The organism is Enterobacter sp. FW301-JW81 (assembly GCF_058788735.1).
Genome location: NZ_JBYTBA010000005.1, coordinates 200172 through 220627 on the forward strand (window position 1 = coordinate 200172; position 20456 = coordinate 220627).

At 57.2% G+C, this 20456-nt stretch carries 18 protein-coding genes; 8 read left to right on the forward strand and 10 right to left on the reverse strand.

The window, feature by feature from the left end; all coding sequences use genetic code 11:
* Window positions 1-19 precede the first annotated feature (19 nt).
* The 4 genes from htpG to AC3WOK_RS16655 all read left to right on the forward strand — a co-directional run bounded on the left by htpG (window position 20) and on the right by AC3WOK_RS16655 (window position 5188).
* On the forward strand, window positions 20-1894 hold the full coding sequence (htpG, locus tag AC3WOK_RS16640; protein WP_047347245.1) for a molecular chaperone HtpG: 1875 nt from the start codon (window positions 20-22) through the stop codon (window positions 1892-1894).
* A 195-nt stretch (window positions 1895-2089) separates the two neighbouring features.
* Window positions 2090-2734, forward strand: coding sequence for an adenylate kinase (gene adk, locus AC3WOK_RS16645; protein WP_006809841.1), 645 nt, complete (start codon window positions 2090-2092; stop codon window positions 2732-2734).
* A 124-nt stretch (window positions 2735-2858) separates the two neighbouring features.
* Entirely contained in the window at window positions 2859-3821 is a 963-nt protein-coding gene (gene hemH, locus AC3WOK_RS16650; RefSeq protein WP_014882814.1) for a ferrochelatase, read from the forward strand.
* Between the two features lie 62 nt (window positions 3822-3883).
* On the forward strand, window positions 3884-5188 hold the full coding sequence (locus tag AC3WOK_RS16655) for an inosine/guanosine kinase (protein ID WP_492354824.1): 1305 nt from the start codon (window positions 3884-3886) through the stop codon (window positions 5186-5188).
* A gap of 91 nt (window positions 5189-5279) precedes the next feature.
* On the opposite strand, the gene ybaL is transcribed toward AC3WOK_RS16655, so the two are convergent.
* Window positions 5280-6956: a YbaL family putative K(+) efflux transporter gene (gene ybaL, locus AC3WOK_RS16660; protein ID WP_059311191.1), complete on the reverse strand. Its 1677-nt coding sequence runs from the start codon at window positions 6954-6956 to the stop codon at window positions 5280-5282.
* 230 nt (window positions 6957-7186) lie between these two features.
* Window positions 7187-8407 (reverse strand): MFS transporter, encoded by a 1221-nt coding sequence (locus AC3WOK_RS16665; RefSeq protein WP_063429285.1) that lies wholly within the window; start codon window positions 8405-8407, stop codon window positions 7187-7189.
* Between the two features lie 169 nt (window positions 8408-8576).
* Here AC3WOK_RS16665 and ushA point away from each other — a divergent pair, with 169 nt between their 5' ends.
* Complete coding sequence (gene ushA / locus AC3WOK_RS16670) at window positions 8577-10229, forward strand: bifunctional UDP-sugar hydrolase/5'-nucleotidase UshA (protein WP_492354900.1); 1653 nt, start codon at window positions 8577-8579, stop codon at window positions 10227-10229.
* A gap of 90 nt (window positions 10230-10319) precedes the next feature.
* On the opposite strand, the gene ybaK is transcribed toward ushA, so the two are convergent.
* The 3 genes from ybaK to copA form a co-directional block, all read right to left on the reverse strand.
* Entirely contained in the window at window positions 10320-10799 is a 480-nt protein-coding gene (gene ybaK / locus AC3WOK_RS16675) for a Cys-tRNA(Pro)/Cys-tRNA(Cys) deacylase YbaK (RefSeq protein ID WP_063955340.1), read from the reverse strand.
* Window positions 10800-10998: 199 nt separating this feature from the next.
* Window positions 10999-11793, reverse strand: a complete 795-nt coding sequence (locus tag AC3WOK_RS16680) for a TraB/GumN family protein (protein ID WP_063429289.1) — start codon at window positions 11791-11793, stop codon at window positions 10999-11001.
* A 50-nt stretch (window positions 11794-11843) separates the two neighbouring features.
* Complete coding sequence (gene copA, locus AC3WOK_RS16685; RefSeq protein ID WP_492354825.1) at window positions 11844-14342, reverse strand: copper-exporting P-type ATPase CopA; 2499 nt, start codon at window positions 14340-14342, stop codon at window positions 11844-11846.
* 108 nt (window positions 14343-14450) lie between these two features.
* On the opposite strand from copA, the gene cueR reads away from it, so the two are divergent.
* Complete coding sequence (cueR, locus tag AC3WOK_RS16690) at window positions 14451-14861, forward strand: Cu(I)-responsive transcriptional regulator (protein ID WP_063429293.1); 411 nt, start codon at window positions 14451-14453, stop codon at window positions 14859-14861.
* On the opposite strand, the gene AC3WOK_RS16695 is transcribed toward cueR, so the two are convergent.
* Genes AC3WOK_RS16695 through AC3WOK_RS16705 form a run of 3 tightly spaced genes read right to left on the reverse strand, consistent with a single transcriptional unit; the run spans window position 14858 to window position 17117 of the window.
* Window positions 14858-15310: an NfeD family protein gene (locus AC3WOK_RS16695; RefSeq protein ID WP_063429295.1), complete on the reverse strand. Its 453-nt coding sequence runs from the start codon at window positions 15308-15310 to the stop codon at window positions 14858-14860. The two genes, cueR and AC3WOK_RS16695, sit on opposite strands and share 4 nt — an antisense overlap.
* Entirely contained in the window at window positions 15307-16221 is a 915-nt protein-coding gene (locus AC3WOK_RS16700; RefSeq protein WP_492354826.1) for an SPFH domain-containing protein, read from the reverse strand. Before AC3WOK_RS16700 ends, AC3WOK_RS16695 begins: the two co-directional genes overlap by 4 nt.
* A 44-nt stretch (window positions 16222-16265) precedes the next feature.
* A complete protein-coding gene (locus AC3WOK_RS16705; protein WP_492354827.1) occupies window positions 16266-17117 on the reverse strand; it encodes a hypothetical protein in 852 nt (283 codons plus the stop codon).
* Between the two features lie 143 nt (window positions 17118-17260).
* Here AC3WOK_RS16705 and fetA point away from each other — a divergent pair, with 143 nt between their 5' ends.
* Both fetA and fetB read left to right on the forward strand, forming a co-directional pair.
* Window positions 17261-17932, forward strand: a complete 672-nt coding sequence (fetA, locus tag AC3WOK_RS16710; protein ID WP_059311184.1) for an iron efflux ABC transporter ATP-binding subunit FetA — start codon at window positions 17261-17263, stop codon at window positions 17930-17932.
* Window positions 17925-18707, forward strand: a complete 783-nt coding sequence (gene fetB / locus AC3WOK_RS16715; protein WP_059311183.1) for an iron efflux ABC transporter permease subunit FetB — start codon at window positions 17925-17927, stop codon at window positions 18705-18707. Before fetA ends, fetB begins: the two co-directional genes overlap by 8 nt.
* A 50-nt stretch (window positions 18708-18757) precedes the next feature.
* Here the strand turns inward: fetB and AC3WOK_RS16720 are convergent, their stop codons facing one another.
* Complete coding sequence (locus AC3WOK_RS16720; protein ID WP_059311182.1) at window positions 18758-19612, reverse strand: co-chaperone YbbN; 855 nt, start codon at window positions 19610-19612, stop codon at window positions 18758-18760.
* Between the two features lie 58 nt (window positions 19613-19670).
* Window positions 19671-20441, reverse strand: a complete 771-nt coding sequence (locus AC3WOK_RS16725) for an SDR family oxidoreductase (protein WP_032641918.1) — start codon at window positions 20439-20441, stop codon at window positions 19671-19673.
* Window positions 20442-20456 lie beyond the last annotated feature (15 nt).

Here is a 20456-nt window from a genome sequence, read left to right on the forward strand (position 1 = left end):
ATTGTTGAGGTCGACATAGATGAAAGGACAAGAAACCCGTGGTTTCCAGTCAGAAGTAAAACAGCTTCTGCACCTGATGATCCATTCCCTGTATTCCAACAAAGAAATTTTCCTGCGCGAGCTGATTTCCAACGCCTCGGATGCGGCGGACAAGCTGCGCTTCCGCGCGCTGTCCAACCCGGATCTGTACGAAGGCGACGGTGAGCTACGCGTGCGCGTCTCGTTTAATAAAGAGAACCGCACCCTGACCATCGCTGATAATGGCATTGGGATGAACCGCGACGAGGTGATCGACCACCTCGGGACCATCGCGAAATCCGGTACCAAAGCGTTCCTTGAGTCCATGGGTTCTGACCAGGCGAAAGACAGCCAGCTGATCGGTCAGTTCGGCGTCGGTTTCTACTCGGCGTTCATTGTGGCGGATAAAGTCACCGTGCGCACCCGCGCCGCGGGCGACAGCGCCGAGAACGGCGTGCTGTGGGAGTCTAAAGGTGAAGGTGAATACACCGTTGATGACATCACCAAAGCGGATCGCGGCACCGAAATCACCCTGCACCTGCGTGAAGGGGAAGATGATTTCCTGAATGACTGGCGCGTTCGCTCCATCATCAGCAAGTATTCCGACCACATCGCGCTGCCGGTAGAGATTGAAAAACAGGAAGAGAAAGACGGTGAAACCGTGGTCTCCTGGGAGAAAATCAACAAGGCGCAGGCGCTGTGGACGCGCAACAAGTCTGAGATCAAAGACGACGAGTACAACGAATTCTACAAGCACATCGCCCACGACTTTACCGACCCGCTGACCTGGAGCCACAACCGTGTCGAAGGTAAGCAGGAGTACACCAGCCTGCTGTACATTCCGGCACAGGCACCGTGGGACATGTGGAACCGCGATCATAAGCACGGCCTGAAGCTGTACGTGCAGCGCGTCTTCATCATGGACGATGCCGAGCAGTTCATGCCGAACTACCTGCGCTTTGTGCGCGGCCTGATAGATTCCAACGATCTGCCGCTGAACGTCTCCCGCGAAATTCTGCAGGACAGCACCGTCACCCGTAACTTGCGCAACGCCCTGACCAAACGTGCGCTGCAGATGCTGGAAAAACTGGCGAAAGACGATGCGGAAAAATATCAGACCTTCTGGAAACAGTTCGGCCTGGTGCTGAAAGAAGGTCCGGCTGAAGACACCGCGAACGTTGAAACGATCGCCAAACTGTTGCGCTTCGCCTCTACGCACACCGACTCCTCCGCGCAGACCGTGTCGCTGGAAGAGTACGTGTCGCGCATGAAGGAAGGGCAGGAGAAGATCTACTACATCACCGCGGACAGCTACGCGGCGGCGAAGAGCAGCCCGCACCTCGAGCTGTTGCGCAAGAAAGGCATCGAAGTGCTGCTGCTTTCTGACCGCATCGACGAGTGGATGATGAACTACCTGACCGAGTTCGACGGTAAGGCGTTCCAGTCAGTCGCTAAGGCGGACGAGTCCATCGACAAGCTGGCGGATGAAGTGGACGAAAGCGCGAAAGAAGCCGAGAAGGCGCTGGAGCCATTCATTGAGCGCGTGAAAACGCTGCTGGGCGAGCGCGTGAAGGAAGTGCGTTTCACCCACCGTCTGACCGACACCCCGGCCATCGTCACCACCGATGCCGATGAAATGAGCACCCAGATGGCGAAACTGTTCGCTGCTGCGGGCCAGGCGGTGCCGGAAGTGAAATATATCTTTGAGCTGAACCCGGATCATCCTCTGGTGAAACGCGCGGCGGATACCCAGGACGAAGCCCGCTTTGCCGAGTGGGTTGAGCTGCTGCTGGACCAGTCTCTGCTGGCCGAACGCGGCACGCTGGAAGATCCTAACCTCTTCATTAAACGTGTGAATGCGCTGCTGCTGGCGTAACTGACCACGCCTCCCCTGGTCTTCTCCCTCTCCCCGTGGGAGAGGGCCGGGGTGAGGGCACCAGACCGCACTAACCCAAATAATCTCCCCCCGTTAACCGTTTCAGCCTTCCCGCCTTCCTTGAGCCGCACCCGTTCTGGTGGTATTGTTTAGCGCTTTTGAAAAATTGAAACGACATTTGAGGGGATTTTCGCAATGCGTATTATTCTGCTTGGCGCTCCGGGCGCGGGTAAAGGAACTCAGGCTCAGTTCATCATGGAGAAATACGGTATTCCGCAAATCTCCACCGGTGACATGCTGCGCGCCGCTGTTAAATCTGGCTCCGAGTTGGGCAAACAAGCGAAAGACATCATGGACGCAGGCAAGCTGGTGACCGACGAGCTGGTTATTGCTCTGGTCAAAGAGCGCATTGCTCAGGAAGACTGCCGTAATGGTTTCCTGCTGGACGGCTTCCCGCGCACCATTCCTCAGGCTGATGCCATGAAAGAAGCGGGCATCAACGTGGACTACGTTCTGGAGTTCGACGTACCGGACGAGCTGATCGTTGACCGCATCGTTGGTCGTCGCGTACACGCTGCTTCTGGCCGCGTTTACCACATCAAATTCAACCCGCCTAAGGTTGAAGGTAAAGACGACGTGACCGGCGAAGAGCTGACCACCCGTAAAGACGACCAGGAAGAGACCGTGCGTAAACGCCTGGTGGAATACCATCAGATGACCGCGCCGCTGATCGGTTACTACACCAAAGAAGCGCAGGCGGGTAACACTAAATACGCTAAAGTTGACGGCACCAAAGCCGTTGCTGACGTTCGTGCAGAGCTGGAAAAAATCCTCGGCTAATCGCGCGCCTCTCACCCGGGCCCCCGGGTGAGAAATATTCTCATCTTACCTATTACAGCAATGGGTTCCGTTTAAACGCATTTCCGCTACAATTGACAACCATTCAAATGGTTAAGAGGCGTGAATGAGTCAGGCGAAAACCGGCATCCTGCTTGCCAATCTGGGCACTCCAGAAGCACCTACATCAGACGCGGTAAAACGCTACCTGCGACAATTTTTAAGCGACACGCGCGTCGTGGATTTTCCGCGACTGCTGTGGTGGCCGCTGCTGCGTGGCGTCATTCTGCCGATCCGTTCTCCGCGCGTCGCCAAACTCTATCAGTCCGTCTGGATGGAAGAGGGTTCTCCGCTGATGGTCTACAGCCGTCGCCAGGAAAAGGCGCTGGCTGCCCGCCTGCCGGATATGCCCGTCGCGCTCGGCATGAGTTACGGAAAACCGTCCCTCGAAAGCGCGGTGGAATCCCTGCTGGCGCAGGGCGTGGACCACATCGTCGTGCTGGCGCTCTATCCGCAGTACTCCTGCTCGACGGTGGCTGCCGTCTGGGATGAGCTGGCGCGCATTCTGGCGACCCGCCGCCGTATACCGGGCGTGACCTTTATTCGCGATTACGCGGATAACGACCTCTACATCAAGGCGCTTGCCAACAGCGCGCGCGCGTCGTTTGAAAAACACGGCGAGCCGGATCTGCTGCTGCTCTCCTACCACGGGATCCCGCAGCGTTTCGCCAACGAAGGGGATGATTACCCGCAGCGCTGCCGCGATACCACCCGCGAGCTGGTTTCCGCCCTCGGCCTGCCGCCGGAGAAGGTGATGATGACCTTCCAGTCGCGCTTCGGCCGCGAGCCGTGGCTGACGCCGTACACCGATGAAACCCTCAAAATGCTGGGGGAGAAGGGCGTGAAGCATATTCAGGTGATGTCGCCGGGCTTCTCGGCAGACTGCCTGGAAACGCTGGAGGAGATCGCGGTGCAAAACCGGGAATTCTTCCTTGAGGCCGGCGGTGAGAAGTACGAGTACATTCCGGCACTTAACGACTCCCCTGAGCATATCGACATGATGGTCTCGCTGGTGACGAATAGCCGCTGATCGCGCTTGAGGCCGGGTTTGTGCTACCATTCCCGGCTTCTATTCCTTGCACAGTCCAGACCATGAAATTTCCCGGTAAACGTAAATCTAAACACTACTTCCCCGTTGATGCCCGCGATCCGCTCTTGCAGCAAATCCAGCCAGAAAATGAAACCAGCGCGGCATGGGTCGTCGGTATCGATCAGACGCTGGTGGACATTGAAGCGAAAGTGGATGATGCGTTTGTCGCCCGTTACGGTCTGAGCGCCGGACACTCGCTGGTGATTGAAGACGACGTTGCCGAAGCGCTCTATCAGGAGCTGGTGCGTGAAAATCTGATCACCCATCAGTTCGCCGGTGGCACCATCGGCAATACCATGCACAACTACTCCGTGCTGGCCGATGACCGCTCGGTCCTGCTCGGCGTGATGTGCAGCAATATTGAAATTGGCGGCTACGCCTACCGCTATTTGTGTAACACCTCCAGCCGCACCGATCTGAACTACCTTCAGGGCGTCGACGGGCCAATTGGCCGCTGCTTTACGCTTATCGGAGAGTCCGGCGAGCGCACCTTTGCCATCAGCCCGGGGCATATGAACAAGCTGCGTGCCGAGAGTATTCCGGAAGAGGTGATCGCAGGCGCCTCGGCGCTGGTGCTGACCTCGTACCTGGTGCGCTGCAAGCCGGGCGAGCCAATGCCTGAGGCGACCATGAAGGCGATTGAGTACGCGAAGAAATACAACGTGCCCGTCGTTCTGACGCTGGGCACCAAATTCGTGATTGCCGATAACCCAGAGTGGTGGCAGACCTTCCTGAAAGAGCACGTCTCCATTCTGGCAATGAATGAAGAAGAGGCGGAAGCGCTGACCGGCGAGAGCGATCCGCTGCTGGCGTCAGATAAAGCGCTGGACTGGGTGGATCTGGTGCTCTGCACCGCCGGCCCTGTCGGTCTGTATATGGCAGGCTTTACGGAAGAAGAGAGCAAACGCAAAACCCAGCACCCGCTGCTGCCTGGCGCGATTGCCGAGTTCAACCAGTACGAGTTCAGCCGCGGTATGCGCCATCAGGACTGCATCAACCCGCTGCGGATCTACTCTCACATCGCGCCATACATGGGCGGACCGGAGAAGATCATGAACACCAACGGCGCGGGCGACGGCGCGCTGGCCGCGCTGTTGCACGATATTACCGCCAATGCCTACCACAAAACCAACGTACCGAACTCCAGCAAGCACAAGTTCAGCTGGCTGACCTATTCGTCGCTGGCGCAGGTGTGCAAATACGCGAACCGCGTAAGCTATCAGGTGCTGAACCAGCACTCACCGCGCTTAACGCGTGGCCTGCCGGAACGGGAAGACAGCCTCGAAGAGGCGTACTGGGACAGGTAAAAGCAAAACGGCAACTCAGGTTGCCGTTTTTAGTGTTTGTTCCCTCTCCCTGTGGGAGAGGGTTAGGGTGAGGGCATCAGGCCGCACCACATTACCCCGTCACCCCTTCTTCAACCGGCGGATTCTCCAGCAGCGTCAGCATCGTGTTCGCAATCTCACGCTCGCCCATCACCACCTTATTCGCACCGCGCTCGGTAATGTATTCCACCTCGTCGTCATAATGCGCCCGTGCAATAATCTCAATATTTGGGCACTTCTCGCGCGCGGAAGCCACGATCTCGCCCGCTTCATAGCCGTTTGGTATGGTCAGCAGCAGCCAGCGCGCGCAGTCCAGATGCGCCAGGTTCATGATCTCTTCGTTCGCCGCGTTGCCCAGCACCGCACGAATGCCGCGCTCGCGCAGCTCGTCGACGCGGGTGCGCGACGTTTCAATCACCACCAGCGGAATACCCTGCGCCATCAGCTTCTCGCCGAGCAGGCTGCCCACGCGGCCAAAGCCGACCAGCAGGGCGTGGTTGCAAATATCCACCGGGATCTGCTTCTCTTCTTCGATGGCCTCTTCCAGGGTCTGCTCTTCCAGCGTTTCGGTTTTATCGAGGTATTTTTCCAGCAGGGCAAACAGCACCGGGTTCAGCATAATCGACAGGATCGCGCCCGCCAGCACCAGGTTTTGTCCGGCCTGCGGCAGCAGGTTGAGGGCCATGCCCAGACCGGCCAGAATAAAGGCGAACTCGCCAATCTGCGCCAGGCTGGCGGCGATGGTCAGCGCCGTGCGCGGGGAGTGGCCAAACATTCGCACCAGGAAGAAGGCGGCGAGCGACTTACCAAAGATAATGATCGCCAGCGTGCCCAGCACCGCCAGCGGCTGGTGAATCAGAACCATCGGATCAAACAGCATCCCGACGGAGACGAAGAACAGCACGGCAAAGGCATCGCGCAGCGGCAGGGTGTCGTGCGCCGCGCGGTGGCTCAGCTCGGATTCGTTCAGCACCATCCCGGCGAAGAACGCGCCCAGGGCAAAGGAGACGTCAAACAGCTCAACGGCACCAAACGCGATACCCAGCGCCAGCGCCAGCACGGAGAGGGTAAACAGCTCGCGTGAGCCGGTCGCCGCGCTGCGGGACATGATCCACGGTACCAGACGGCGGCCTACCAGCATCATGATGGCGATAAACGCCACCACTTTCCCGATTGTAATGCTCATATCCAGCGCCAGCGAAGCGAAGCCGACATTGTCTTTTTCCATCATGCCGGCGACGGCAGGCAGCAGCACCAGCGTCAGCACCATGACCAGGTCTTCCACAATCAGCCAGCCTATCGCGATTTGCCCGCGCTGGCTGTCTATCAGCTGCCTCTCTTCAAGCGCGCGCAGCAGCACCACGGTACTGGCGGTTGAGAGACACAGCCCAAATACGATACCGGTCATTAACGACCAGCCCAGTAAGGCCGAAAGCGCCATCCCCAGCAGCGTCGCCACCCCTATCTGGGCGATCGCTCCGGGTATGGCAATCGACTTTACCGCCATCAAATCCTTCAGGGAAAAATGCAGGCCGACGCCAAACATCAGCAGAATCACGCCCAATTCCGCCAGCTCAGGGGCCAGTTTGGTATCCGCAACGAAGCCTGGCGTAAACGGTCCCGCCAGTACGCCCGCTAACAGATAGCCGACAAGAGGAGAAATACGCAGTTTATTAGCAATCATGCCGAGGATAAAAGCGAGCACAAGTCCACCAACAATGGTGGTGATAAGCGGTGTGGCGTGGTGCATTCCGTCTCCTTTCGTTGTGGGTGTTCCTTTTTGGTGAAAAACCAAAAAACCGAGTAATAGTTTATGACAATTTTTACTCTTGTGTTTATGAATAATTGTTGAATTTTGAATAAAACAGCAATATGCACCCAAAAAAGCGCATTTTGATAAATTCAGCGAGGAGATGAAGAAGAAACCCTTATGGCATCAGGGTATCAGGTAGCCAAAGTTTAACTTTGGCTACCGGTAATTTACGCTTTGTGGCGGTTATCAGGCAGGAATATGGTCAACATCCCAAGAAGTGGCAGGAAAGCGCAGATTTTATAAACCAGGAAGATGCTGGTGTGATCCGCAACCATCCCTAACACCGCGGCACCAAGCCCGCCCATGCCGAAGGCGAAGCCGAAAAAGAGCCCGGAAACCATACCGATACGCCCAGGCAGCAGCTCCTGGGCATAGACCAGAATGGCGGAAAAGGCGGATGCGAGGATAAAACCAATAATCACGGTTAAAATCCCCGTCCATTCAAGGCTGGCGTACGGCAAAATAAGGGTAAACGGCGCGACGCCGAGGATAGAGCCCCAAATAACATATTTGCGCCCAATCTTATCCCCCACGGGCCCGCCAATGACCGTGCCGGCCGCGACGGCGAACAGGAAGGCAAACAGGTGAATCTGGGCATTCTGTACCGATAATCCGAATTTTTGCATCAGGTAAAAGGTGTAATAGCTGCTGATGCTCGCCATATAGAAGTATTTCGAGAAAATCAGCACCAGCAGCACGGAAACCGCCAGGATAACCTTATTGCGCGGAAGGGGATTGATAACCTTCGCTTTAGGTTTACCTTTATTCACCCTATGCTGAGCGGCATACCAGCGGCTGATCTGCGCCAGCACGACAATGGCCAGCAGCGCGGCCAGGACAAACCATGCCACGTTGCCTTTGCCGTAAGGGGCAATAATCACCGCGGCCAGCAGCGGGCCCAAAGAGCTACCAAAGTTACCGCCTACCTGGAAGAGCGACTGCGCCAGACCGTGACGACCGCCAGAGGCCATACGCGCCACGCGGGAAGACTCAGGGTGGAAAACGGACGAGCCGGTGCCCACCAGCGCGGCAGCAATCAGCACGGCCTCAAAGCTCCCCGCCATGGCCAGCAGAACCAGCCCGCTTAAGGTAAAGCACATGCCTATCGGCAGCGACCACGGCATCGGGTATTTGTCCGTCCAGTAGCCCACCACCGGCTGCAGCAGCGAGGAGGCCAGCTGGAAGGTCAGGGTGATCATCCCGATCTGCACGAAGGTGAGTGAGAACTCGGACTGCAGCAGCGGATAAATGGCCAGAATCAACGACTGGATCATGTCGTTGAGCAGGTGCGAGAGGCTGATTGCGCCTAATACTTTAAAGGAGGTGCGCGATGCTGGCGGCGACGCCGGCGCGCCCGGAACGGGCTGGGTTGATTCACTGATTGCCATAGAGAGAATTACCACGTCTTTAGTTATTAGAAATGCAGGGTGTAATTATTATCCGACTAACATACCCGCCCGGGACATTTGAAGAAAGTCGCAATTCTGAAAACTTATTTGTCTATTCTTGTTAGTCACTGTAATTTTTGCCTTTGTCTATTGGTCAGGGAGAGAGATGATGAAGTTAATGAAGCGGGGCGTCGCGCTGGCGCTCATCGCCGCATGGGGCCTGGTAAGCCTGCCCGCGCAGGCGTATGAAAAAGACAAAACCTATAAAATCACCATTCTGCATACTAACGATCACCACGGTCACTTCTGGCGCAGTGAATACGGCGAATATGGCCTGTCTGCTCAAAAAACGCTGGTGGATAGCATTCGCAAAGAGGTGGCAGCCCAGGGCGGCAGCGTGCTGTTGCTGTCGGGTGGCGATATCAATACCGGGGTGCCGGAATCCGACTTACAGGACGCCGAGCCCGATTTTCGCGGCATGAACCTGATTGGCTACGACGCGATGGCCGTCGGTAACCATGAGTTTGATAATCCACTGAGCGTGCTGCGCCAGCAGGAGAAGTGGTCAAAATTCCCGTTCCTCTCCGCCAATATTTACCAGAAAAGCACCGGCGAGCGCCTGTTTAAACCGTGGGCGCTGTTTAAGCGTCAGGATCTAAAAATCGCGGTCATTGGCTTAACCACCGACGATACGGCGAAAATTGGCAACCCCGAGTTCTTTACCGATATCGAATTCCGCAAACCGGCAGACGAAGCGAAGCTGGTGATTCAGGAGCTGCAGCAAAACGAAAAGCCGGACGTGATAATTGCCGCCACGCACATGGGGCATTACGACAACGGCGAGCACGGCTCTAACGCGCCCGGCGACGTGGAGATGGCGCGCAGCCTGCCTGCGGGCTCGCTGGCGATGATTGTGGGGGGGCACTCACAGGATCCGGTGTGTATGGCCTCGGAGAACAAAAAACAGGTCGACTACGTGCCGGGCACGCCGTGCGCGCCAGACCGTCAGAACGGTATCTGGATTGTACAGGCGCACGAGTGGGGCAAATACGTGGGCCGCGCGGACTTCGAGTTCCGTAACGGCGAGATGAAGCTGGTCCATTACCAGCTCATTCCGGTCAACCTGAAGAAGAAGGTTACGTACCCTGACGGGAAAAGTGAGCGCGTACTTTACACGCCAGAGATTCCAGAAAACCAGCAGATGCTCTCTCTGCTGACGCCGTTCCAGAACAAAGGCAAGGCGCAGCTGGACGTGAAAATCGGCACGCTGAACGGTCGTCTGGAAGGGGACCGCAGTAAGGTTCGCTTCGTGCAGACCAACATGGGCCACCTGGTGCTGGCGGCGCAAATGGCGCGCACCGGCGCTGACTTCGGCGTGATGAGCGGCGGCGGCATTCGTGACTCTATCGAAGGCGGAAACATCACCTACAAAGACGTCCTGAAGGTCCAGCCGTTCGGTAACCTGGTGGTCTATGCCGACATGAGCGGGAAAGAGGTCATTGACTATCTGACCGCCGTGGCCCAGATGAAGCCGGATTCCGGGGCTTACCCGCAGTTTGCCAACGTCAGCTTTGTGGCGAAAGACGGCAAGCTAAACGATCTTAAGATCAAAGGCGAACCGGTCGACTCTGCCAAAACCTACCGTCTGGCGACCTTAAGTTTTAACGCCACCGGCGGTGACGGCTATCCGCATATTGATAATAAACCGGGCTATGTGAATACCGGCTTTATTGATGCGGAAGTCCTGAAGCAGTTCATCGAGCAGAATTCGCCGATTGACGTGAATGCGTATGAGCCGAAAGGTGAGGTGAGCTGGCAGTAGTGCGGTTGTTTTGCCGGGTGGCGGCTACGCCTTACCCGGCCTACATTCGAATCGTAGGCCCGGTAAGCGCAGCGCCACCGGGCAATTTTCTCAATCCCGGCGTGCAATATCCGCAAACTTCGCGTCCAGCATTTTTGCCAGATCGTTCGCGGCCAGCTCAATATCCAGCCCGCGTTTGCCGCCGGATATAAAGATGGTTTCGAACTCCTGTGAAGGGGCATCAATCAGCGTCGGCAGGCGTTTTTTCTGCCCGAGCGGGCTGATCCCGCCCACCAGGTAGCCCGTGGTGCGTTGCGCAACCATCGGATCGGCCATATCCACCTTCTTCGCCCCCAGGGCTTTGGCGACTTTCTTCAGATCCAGCTGTCCCGCCACCGGGGTGACCGCGACGGCGAGGTGTTTCATGTCGCCATTTACCGCAACCAGCAGCGTTTTGTAAACCTGGTCCGCGTTCAGGCCCAGCTTGCGCACCACTTCATCGCCAAAGTTGGTTTCATTCGGATCGTGATCGTAAGTGTGGATCCGGAAAGAAATGTTGTTTTTTTCGAGTAATTTAACGGCGGGAGTCATAGCTATCCTTCTTACGACAGACAAATCATGCCAACAGCATACGCCTGACGTTTGTCTAAAAAATAGCACCATCTTGCGCAATAGTATTGGCAGTGATGGTCACTTTGAGCGACAATCGGCTCAACCGAAGGTCTCCTTCGGCATAATAAAAACGATGAAATTCCTCTTTGACGGGCCAATAGAAATATTGGCCATTTTTTTATTTCAGCAGCGACGGCAAATTCCCTTCTCCGTACAAATGTAACGCCCCAACCGCCACCACGTAATGCCCCGCAGGCAGAGCATGAAGTGTTTCCCGCCAGGCTTTGTTGCGCGCGTTCATCAGCACATCATATAACGATTCGCTGAACGTCGACGGTAAGGCCAGCTTTCCGTCCGCAGGCGGCGCATCCAGCCACCAGCCTATCATGGTCTGCAGCAGGCGCGCGTTGGTGTGCCAGTGGGTCAGCGTATCGTCCAGCAGCATAAGGCCGTCGTCGGGAAGCTGCCGCAGGAGCGCAATCTGGCTGTCCGTCCCTTCCAGCTCGATGATGGGCAGACGGCGCGCCCTTGCTACGTTCAGCAGCTGGTAATCAATGCCGTAATCACCGCGCAGGCCCAGACGTTGCGCCTGCGTGGCCTGCAGCACCATCGCAATTTGCCAGAGCGGCAGGGTGTCAATCATGGAGAGCGAGACGCCCGTTTCATCGGCGACGCGGGTCAGTTCCGCAAGCTGGGTTTCATCCAGACGTTCGGCCAGCGAGCGATCGCTTTCTAGTCCGGCAAACGGCGACTCGTGGCCCGAAATGTCTGCCTCAACGACCAGCGCATCGGCGCGTTTCAGCAGTTTAACCAGCGCGGGCGGCAGGGGAGACATATCCTGCGTGCCCATATGGATACTGCCCACCAGGTGCAGGTGCTGCCCGCCGGGGAGGGAGATATCCAGGCCCGGCCAGGCGTAACGGCGAGGAAAGAGGGCGCGAAACGATGTTTTTATACGATTAAACAGACCCATACGCGCTCCATGAATGGAAAGGTTCATGCTAGCGCGTACGAGTACAAGGTTCAATCTTTCGGTTTAAAGCGCAGCAGCCGGTTGGCGTTGCTCACCACGGTGATGGAGGAGAGCGCCATCGCCGCACCCGCGACCACCGGGTTAAGCAGCGTGCCGGTCAGCGGCCACAAAATGCCGGCAGCAATCGGGATACCGAGCGAGTTATAGATAAACGCCCCCAGCAGGTTCTGCTTCATGTTGCGCAACGTGGCTTTCGAAATGGCCAGCGCGTCGGCAACGCCCATCAGGCTGTGGCGCATCAGCGTAATGGCGGCGGTTTCAATAGCCACGTCGCTCCCGCCACCCATGGCGATCCCCACGTCCGCCTGGGCCAGCGCCGGGGCATCGTTGATGCCGTCGCCGACCATCGCCACCTGACGCCCCTGACTTTGCAGTTTCTTAATGGCGTCCGCTTTACCGTCCGGCAGCACGTCCGCAATGACCTCATCAATTCCTGCTTCTTTCGCGATGGCGTTGGCGGTGGTCGGGTTATCCCCGGTGAGCATCACCAGGCGATAGCCCGCGCGGTGCAGACGCTCCAGGGCATCCACGCTGTCCTGGCGCAGCGGATCGCGAACGGCCAGCAGCGCGGCGGCTTTGCCATCTACCGCAAGGAGAACCGGCGTGGCGCCCTGCGACGCCTGCGCTTTCAGCTCGCTCTCCAGCGCGGAGGTATCAATACCGTTTTCATTAAGCAATGCCTGGTTGCCCAGCAGCAGCGCGTGACCTTCTGCCTCACCGCTTACGCCGAGCCCGCGCAGGGTACGGAAGTTGCTGACCTGAGGCAGGGCAGCATCATTTGCTTTATCAAGGATGGCGCGCGCCAGCGGATGGCTTGAGCCTTGCTCCAGCGCGGCGGCAAGTCGCAGCGCGTCCCCTTCGGCAATGCCTGCGGTCGCAACGGCCACCACCTGCGGTTTGCCTTCGGTCAGCGTGCCGGTTTTATCAAACACCAGCGTGTCGAGCGTGCTGGCCCGCTGCAGCGCGTCCGCGTCCCGCACCAGCACGCCGAACTCGGCGGCGCGGCCTACGCCGGAGATAATCGACATCGGCGTCGCCAGGCCAAGGGCGCATGGACAGGCGATGATCAGCACCGTGGTGGCGATCACCAGGGTATAAACAATCTGCGGGGCAGGGCCGAAAACGTACCAGATCGCCGCGCTCAGCAGGGCAATGGCGACCACCACCGGCACAAAAATGGCGGAAATTCTGTCAGCGAGCTGGCCGATTTCCGGCTTGCTGCTCTGCGCCTGGCGCACCATGCGAATAATACGCGACAGCGTAGTGTGGCTGCCGACGGCGCTGGCGGTGAACAGCACGCTACCGTCCTGTACCACCGTCCCGGCATGAACGGCGTCGCCGTCTGATTTCTGCTGGGGGATAGGCTCGCCGGTCAGCATCGCTTCATCCAGCCAGGCCTCGCCCTGCGTTATCTTACCGTCAACAGGAACGCGATCGCCCGTGGTCAGGCGCAGCGTCATGCCGGGCTGAACCTCGGCCAGCGGAACGCTCTTTTCTCCTGCGTCCGTGACCACGCGCGCGGTTGGCGGGGTTAAATCGAGCAATCTTTCCAGCGCTTTCGAGGATCGCTGGCGGGCGCGGGCTTCCAGCATATGGCCTAAGTTGATCAGGCCGATAATCATCGCGCTCGCTTCATAATAGAGATGCCGCGCTTCCATCGGGAACCACTGGGGCCAGACGTTCACGCTCATGGAGTACAGCCATGCCGCACCCGTGCCGAGGGCGACCAGCGTATCCATCGTCGCGGTGCGGTTTTTCAGGCTCTTCCAGGCGCTGGTATAGAAATGGCCGCCCGCGAAGATCATCACGCCCAGGGTAATGACGCCAATCACCAGCCACAGCGTGCGGTTGTCGTCGGTGACCATCATGTTGTCGCCGATCATCCCCCACACCATCACCGGAATACCCACCAGCAGGGCGACAATCGCCTGCCAGCGGAAGCGCTTCATGGTGGCGATAGCCGTTTCCTGCTGGCGCTCGCGGCGTTCGGCGTCATCTTCGATGGCCTCCGCCCCGTAGCCCGCTTTTTCAACGGCCTGCACCAAATCTGCTGCGGAGGCGCTGCCCATCACCAGCGCAGTGCGCTCCGCGAGGTTGACCCGTGCCTGCGCGACGCCCGGTACCGCCTGCAAGGCGTTTTGTACCCGGGAGACGCAGCTGGCGCAGCTCATGCCGTTGATCAGCAGCTGTTGGCTGTCATCAATATCATCAGCTGCCGGAAGCTCAGGAGTGGCCGCTGTCAGCGCTTCCGACGGGGATGATGACTCTGCCAGCGGTTTAGCCTTTGGGTGGCTTAGCGCCGCCCCGTAGCCGGCCTGCTTGATGGTATCAATCAGCGCATCCGCGCTGGCGCTGCCGATGACGGCGGCACGATCGATACTGACTTCAGCGCTTTCAACATCAGGGCGCTGTTCCAGACTTTCTTTAACGCGTTTGACACAGTGGCCGCAGGAAAGGCCGTCCAGCGTCAGGTCAATAGTGTGAGACATAACAAAACTCCCGTATAATATTTTGGTCAGTTGTTGACCGGAGTAACGCTTTTCACTAACTGTTATGAAGGTTAAACCTTCCATCAAGGGGAAGGTCAAGGGGGAAATGTGAATATTAGCGATGTGGCAAAAAAAACCGGTTTAACCAGCAAAGCGATTCGCTTTTATGAAGAGAAGGGGCTGGTGACGCCGCCGCTGCGCAGTGAAAACGGCTACCGCAGCTACACGCAGCTGCATCTGGATGAACTGACGCTGCTGCGCCAGGCAAGACAGGTCGGTTTTAATCTGGAAGAGTGCGGCGAGCTGGTTAACCTGTTCAACGATCCGAAGCGTCACAGCGCAGACGTGAAAAAACGCACCCTGGAAAAAGTAGCCGAGATTGAACGCCATATCACCGAACTGCAGGCGATGCGCAAACAGCTGCTACAGCTCGCGGAATCCTGTCCGGGGGATGACAGCGCCGACTGCCCGATTATCGATAATCTTGCCGGCTGCTGTCATCGTAAGGCTTCTGCTTAGCAGGCTTTAACCCGCAGGGTAATGCCTTCCACCGCAATGACCTCGACCCGCGTGCCGGCGCTGAGGTCGTCGTCGGCGACCACCGGCCACGAGCTGTCGCCTACGCGCATATGTCCCCGTCCGTTTACCAGCGCGGCGTCGAGCGTAAACCGCTGGCCGACAATCTGCTGTCCGCGCTGGTTGAGATGCGCGTCCACCGGCTTCTGCTCGCTAACCCGTCGGTTAAGCCAGCGCCACCACAGCCACGCGGCCACCAGCGTCAGCACGGCAAACAACGCGCCCTGCCACGCCCAGTCAAGCGGCAGGATCCACACGAGCAGCCCGGTAATGACCGCGGCGACACCGCTCCAGAGCAGGTAGCCATTGCCGCCCAGCATCTCAGCGGCCAGCAGTAAACCCCCGAGGCTTAGCCAGAAAGCGTGAGGATGTGCGACGATGAGCTCAATCATTTTTTACGCTCGTTTCCGCTGTCTTTGATAAGCTCGGCAATACCGGCGATAGAGCCCATCAGGCTGCTGGCCTCCAGCGGCATCATCACCACTTTGCTGTTGTTCGCGGAGCCGATCTCTTTCAGCGCGTCGGTATATTTTTGCGCGACAAAGTAGTTCACGGCCTGGATATCACCGGCGGCAATTGCCTCTGACACCATCTGGGTGGCGCGGGCTTCCGCCTCGGCTGAACGTTCACGCGCTTCCGCCTGCAAAAACGCGGACTGACGATCGCCTTCCGCTTTCAGGATCTGCGACTGTTTTTCCCCTTCCGCTTTGAGGATCTCAGCCTGACGTACCCCTTCGGCTTCCAGAATGTAGGCACGTTTGGTTCGCTCGGCCTTCATCTGCGCGTTCATGGAGGCAATCAGCTCCGCCGGTGGGCGCACGTCGCGGATCTCAATACGGGTGACTTTGATCCCCCACGGGTTCGTTGCCTCATCGACAATATGCAGCAGGCGGGTATTGATGCTGTCGCGCTGGGAAAGCATCTCGTCCAGCTCCATCGAGCCCAGCACGGTACGGATGTTGGTCATCGTCAGGTTGACGATCGCCAGCTCCAGGTTGCTGACCTCATAGGCCGCTTTCGGCGCGTCAATCACCTGAATAAAGCAGACGGCGTCAATGGTGACGTTGGCGTTATCCTTCGAGATCACTTCCTGAGAAGGAATATCCAGCACCTGTTCCATCATGTTGATCTTGCGGCCGATTCTGTCCATGAACGGAACAATCAGGCTTAGGCCAGGCTGGAGCGTATTGGTATAGCGGCCGAAACGCTCGACGGTCCACTGATAGCCCTGCGGCACAATTTTGACGCCTGCGCCCACGATAACCAGCGTAACGAAAATAAGGACGGGAATAACGATAAGCATAAAAACCTCCTGTTTTGCATGCTGTGACGAGTGAAAGTGTGTGTTTATTGCTCGTAAGTATAGGTAAAGTCAGAGATGAATCCATCACCCGCCTTTGCGATGGCTTTGGATAATCCCTGGTAGTAATTCTCCAGCCCCAGCGCTTCGATATGCTGGATCTGTTCGCGAATGGGGGCGCAGAACAGTACGGCATTCCCCGCCTCAACGCGCTTGTTGTTAGGTGGAAGGTCGCCCGCGATGGCTTTGAACCACGTTCTGATACCCTGCTTTAAGCTGTGCGGCGCTTTTGCCAGATTATCCATTCCCGTCAGGACTTGCAGGGTGGGGAACTCATCGGACATCACGGCGGTTTTCATGCGCGCAAAGAACTGGCTGAACAGCTCAAACGAGCCCAGATCGGTGACGCGGGGCTTGGTCGTTTTACCGTTTTTATTGCCGATTTTACCTGCCGCAGACGCCGCGCTCGGCACCGCGTTCACTTTTTCCAGCTCCAGCCCAAATAGCAAATTGCAGTGCGCGCGGCGGGCTTTCAGCGGGTAGGTCATCAGGACGTCAATGAACTGGGTCGCTTTCACTTCCGCAAGGTCGTGGTTGATAAGCCACTGGGTGCGAGAAAATTCAGCCGGAGAGACGAACCAGTCAGGCACCTCGTTAAAACGCTTTGATTTTCCTTTGCCGTCAAATTCAAGGAAGTGTGTCCCGTTGTCGAAGGCGAAATAGCAATTTTTGAAACTGCCGATCGTGGTGTTCACGATGAGCGCCTTCTTAACAAAATCGACCACCTCTGCACCAATGACAAAACGCGTGAGTTCCGAAGATTTGATGACTTCCATTAATGTTTCGACATCAGGAACACCAGGCTTCAGGGAAGGGAACTCATAAAAGATGTGTGCCATGCTGCATACTTCCTGTAGTGATGGTGGTGACAAATGACAAACAAAAAGTTTAACACTTGCTTTAGCGTGAGGCTATTCGCTCTGTGCGCACGAAAGGATTATGCTACAGGCGGTTATGACAAAAAGCGGTTAACGGAAGCGCAATGAACGATAAAAAAAACTTAATACATCTCAGGGATGTCGGATTTCGTGTCGGGGAAAACACCATCCTTCAGCACGTCGAGTTTTGCCTGTCGCCGGGCGAGTTTAAATTAATAACGGGCCCTTCAGGCTGCGGTAAAAGCACGCTGCTGAAGATTGTGGCCTCCTTGCTCAGCCCCACAGAGGGCACCATTCTGTTTGAAGGCCAGGATATTGCGTCACTTTCACCGGAAAGCTATCGCCAGCAGGTTTCCTATTGTGTGCAAACCCCCGCGCTTTTTGGCGATACGGTTTATGACAACCTGATATTTCCGTGGCAAATCCGTCAAAAAACGCCGGAGCCGGAAAAATTCACCCGCGATCTGACTCGCTTTGGCCTTTCGGAGGAGACGCTGACCAAATCCATTAATGCGCTGTCGGGCGGAGAAAAGCAGCGCGTCTCGCTGATCCGCAACCTGCAGTTTTTACCCAAGGTGTTGCTGCTGGATGAAATTACCAGCGCGCTCGATGACGCCAACAAACGCAACGTTAACGAGATTATTCATCGTTACGTCCGCGAGCAGAATATTGCCGTGCTGTGGGTGACGCACGACGCCAGCGAAATAACCCATGCGGATGACGTGATTACGCTTCAGCCGCACGGCGGAAAAATGCAGGAGGCAAACCGTGGGTGAGCATAATATTACCAACGAATCCCTGGCGTTTTCGATGGTGCTGGTGCTGATTGCGATTGTGGTCAGCTACCGGGAAAAACTGGGGCTGGAAAAAGATATTGTGTGGAGTATCTGCCGCGCGGTGATTCAGCTCATCATCGTCGGCTATGTGCTGAAGTACATTTTCAACGTCAACCACGCGGTCCTGACGCTGCTGATGGTGCTCTTTATCTGCTTTAACGCGGCGTGGAATGCGCAAAAGCGCAGTAAATACATTGATAAGGCGTTTATCTCATCGTTTATCGCGATTACCACCGGGACGGCGCTCACGCTGGCGGTGCTGGTACTCTCCGGCTCAATTGAGTTTACGCCGATGCAGGTTATCCCTATCTCGGGGATGATTGCGGGGAACGCCATGGTGGCCGTTGGGCTCTGTTATAACAACCTTGGCCAGCGTTTCAGCAGCGAACAGCAGCAGCTGCAGGAGAAACTAAGCTTGGGAGCCACGCCAAAAGTGGCCTCGGCGCGGCTGATTCGTGAAAGCATTCGTTCATCGCTGATCCCGACGGTAGATTCAGCCAAAACGGTTGGGCTGGTGAGCCTGCCGGGCATGATGTCGGGGCTGATTTTTGCGGGTATCGATCCGGTAAAAGCGATTAAGTATCAGATTATGGTGACGTTTATGCTGCTTTCCACGGCAAGTCTGTCAACCATCATTGCCTGCTACCTGACCTACCGGAAGTTCTACAACGCGCGCCACCAGCTGGTGGTGACGCAGTTGAAAAAGTCGGAATAAACCGTCTTTTGTAGGCCCGGTAAGCGTTAGCGCCACCGGGCATTTTTTTGTTAGTAGAGCAACGCGTACAGCTGACGACGATACTTCGACGCCAGCGCATCGCCGGTGCCCAGCGCGGCGAGGATCTCCTGGAACATCTTGCGCGCCTGGCCGTCTGCGGCAGCGAGGTCCTTTTGCAGATGGCTAAACAGCAGCTCCAGCGCCTCTTCGTTACGGCCCACCTGGTGCAGCTGCAGCGCCAGCTGGCTTGCCAGCGCGGCGTCGGCCGGGTTTTCGGCAACCTGCTGCTGCAGCTGCTGAATCTCCGGGGTGTCCGCGGCCTGCTTCAGCAGCTCAATCTGCGCGACCAGGCCCTGGTAACGGGTGTCCTGGTCCTGCAGCGGAACGGTCTTGAGTACGGCTTCCGCATCTTCTGAACGGTGCAGGGCGATCTGCGTTTCCGCCAGCAGCAGGCCGATCTGGCTGTTCTGATTCGACAGCTGCCACGCGTCTTTGAGCAGCGGCAGCGCCTCGTCGTATTTGCCTTCCTGCATCAGCGCCATGCCTTCCTGCGCTTTCAGCTCCTCTTCGCGCGGCAGCACTTTGTCCAGCAGGGCGCGGATTGCCTCTTCCGGCTGCGGCCCCTGGAAGCCATCAACGGGCTGGCCGTTCTGGAACAGATAGACGGTGGGAATGGCGCGCAGGCCAAACTGAGACGCCACCATCGGCTCGGCGTCACAGTCCAGCTTGGCGAGAATGAACTGACCGTTGTATTGCGCGGCAAGGCTCTCCAGTACCGGCGTCAGCTGCAGACAGTGTTGGCTACGTTCAGACCAGAAGTAGAACAGCACCGGTTTGGTCATCGACTGTTCCAGCGTCTGTTGCAGGTTTGCTTCAGTAATATTGACGATATTCTGTACGGACATGCGGCTTTCTCTTTTGTCGGTTTGTTCTTTACATGGGGATGAGCGGCGACGCTTCAACTCAGCCGTGTAAAATTTTGTCCATCATCCGGCCCGGCAGCAGGCGTTTTAACCAGCCTACGGCGTGGGTGACCAGCGTGACCGGATAGCGCATTTTGGGGTGTTCACTCTCAAAAGCATGGCGCACTTTGGCGACAACCGCTTCAGGACCTAACGTAAAGCGTGCGGCAATGCCGGGGTTTTCGACCGGTTTGTCCGACTGGGTCTGGTTGACGTTTTCGGTGAAGCGGGTGCGGATAGGGCCGGGTTCAATCAGGCTGACCTTGATGCCGCTGTGGCGCAGCTCCATGCGCAGGGCGTCGGACCAGGCCTCCAGCGCATATTTGCTGGCGGCATAGGCGCCGCGGCCTGGGGTTGAAATTAACCCCATAACCGACGATGTCATCACGATGCGCCCTTCACCGTGCGGCAGCATCGCGGGGAGCAGACGCATGGTGAGCTGATGTACGCCGAAGAAGTTGGTCGAAAACTGCTTCTCCAGCGTTTCGCGGGAGAGCGTATCCAGCGGGCCATACACGCCGTAACCGGCATTGTTAAAGAGCCCGTACAGACGATTGTCGGTCAGCGCGATAACCTCATCGGCGGCGCGCTCAACGCTCTCCGGCGAGTCCATATCCAGCAGCACGCCGGTAAAGCCCAGTCCGTTCATGCGTTCGACATCGTCGGGTTTGCGGCAGGCCGCCAGAACCCGAAATCCCTGGCGCTTTAGTTCAAGCGCGCTTTCAAGGCCGATTCCACTGGAACATCCTGTAATTAAGACCGATTTTTGCATAACTTTACCTGTCAG

Excerpts from the sequence above, each read along its gene's own strand:
- htpG (WP_047347245.1), top strand. The coding sequence starts at position 20 with ATGAAAGGACAAGAAACCCGTGGTTTCCAGTCAGAAGTAAAACAGCTT.
- adk (WP_006809841.1), top strand. The coding sequence starts at position 2,090 with ATGCGTATTATTCTGCTTGGCGCTCCGGGCGCGGGTAAAGGAACTCAG.
- hemH (WP_014882814.1), top strand. The coding sequence starts at position 2,859 with ATGAGTCAGGCGAAAACCGGCATCCTGCTTGCCAATCTGGGCACTCCA.
- AC3WOK_RS16655 (WP_492354824.1), top strand. The coding sequence starts at position 3,884 with ATGAAATTTCCCGGTAAACGTAAATCTAAACACTACTTCCCCGTTGAT.
- ybaL (WP_059311191.1), bottom strand. The coding sequence starts at position 6,956 with ATGCACCACGCCACACCGCTTATCACCACCATTGTTGGTGGACTTGTG.
- AC3WOK_RS16665 (WP_063429285.1), bottom strand. The coding sequence starts at position 8,407 with ATGGCAATCAGTGAATCAACCCAGCCCGTTCCGGGCGCGCCGGCGTCG.
- ushA (WP_492354900.1), top strand. The coding sequence starts at position 8,577 with ATGAAGTTAATGAAGCGGGGCGTCGCGCTGGCGCTCATCGCCGCATGG.
- ybaK (WP_063955340.1), bottom strand. The coding sequence starts at position 10,799 with ATGACTCCCGCCGTTAAATTACTCGAAAAAAACAACATTTCTTTCCGG.
- AC3WOK_RS16680 (WP_063429289.1), bottom strand. The coding sequence starts at position 11,793 with ATGGGTCTGTTTAATCGTATAAAAACATCGTTTCGCGCCCTCTTTCCT.
- copA (WP_492354825.1), bottom strand. The coding sequence starts at position 14,342 with ATGTCTCACACTATTGACCTGACGCTGGACGGCCTTTCCTGCGGCCAC.
- AC3WOK_RS16695 (WP_063429295.1), bottom strand. The coding sequence starts at position 15,310 with ATGATTGAGCTCATCGTCGCACATCCTCACGCTTTCTGGCTAAGCCTC.
- AC3WOK_RS16700 (WP_492354826.1), bottom strand. The coding sequence starts at position 16,221 with ATGCTTATCGTTATTCCCGTCCTTATTTTCGTTACGCTGGTTATCGTG.
- AC3WOK_RS16705 (WP_492354827.1), bottom strand. The coding sequence starts at position 17,117 with ATGGCACACATCTTTTATGAGTTCCCTTCCCTGAAGCCTGGTGTTCCT.
- fetA (WP_059311184.1), top strand. The coding sequence starts at position 17,261 with ATGAACGATAAAAAAAACTTAATACATCTCAGGGATGTCGGATTTCGT.
- AC3WOK_RS16720 (WP_059311182.1), bottom strand. The coding sequence starts at position 19,612 with ATGTCCGTACAGAATATCGTCAATATTACTGAAGCAAACCTGCAACAG.
- AC3WOK_RS16725 (WP_032641918.1), bottom strand. The coding sequence starts at position 20,441 with ATGCAAAAATCGGTCTTAATTACAGGATGTTCCAGTGGAATCGGCCTT.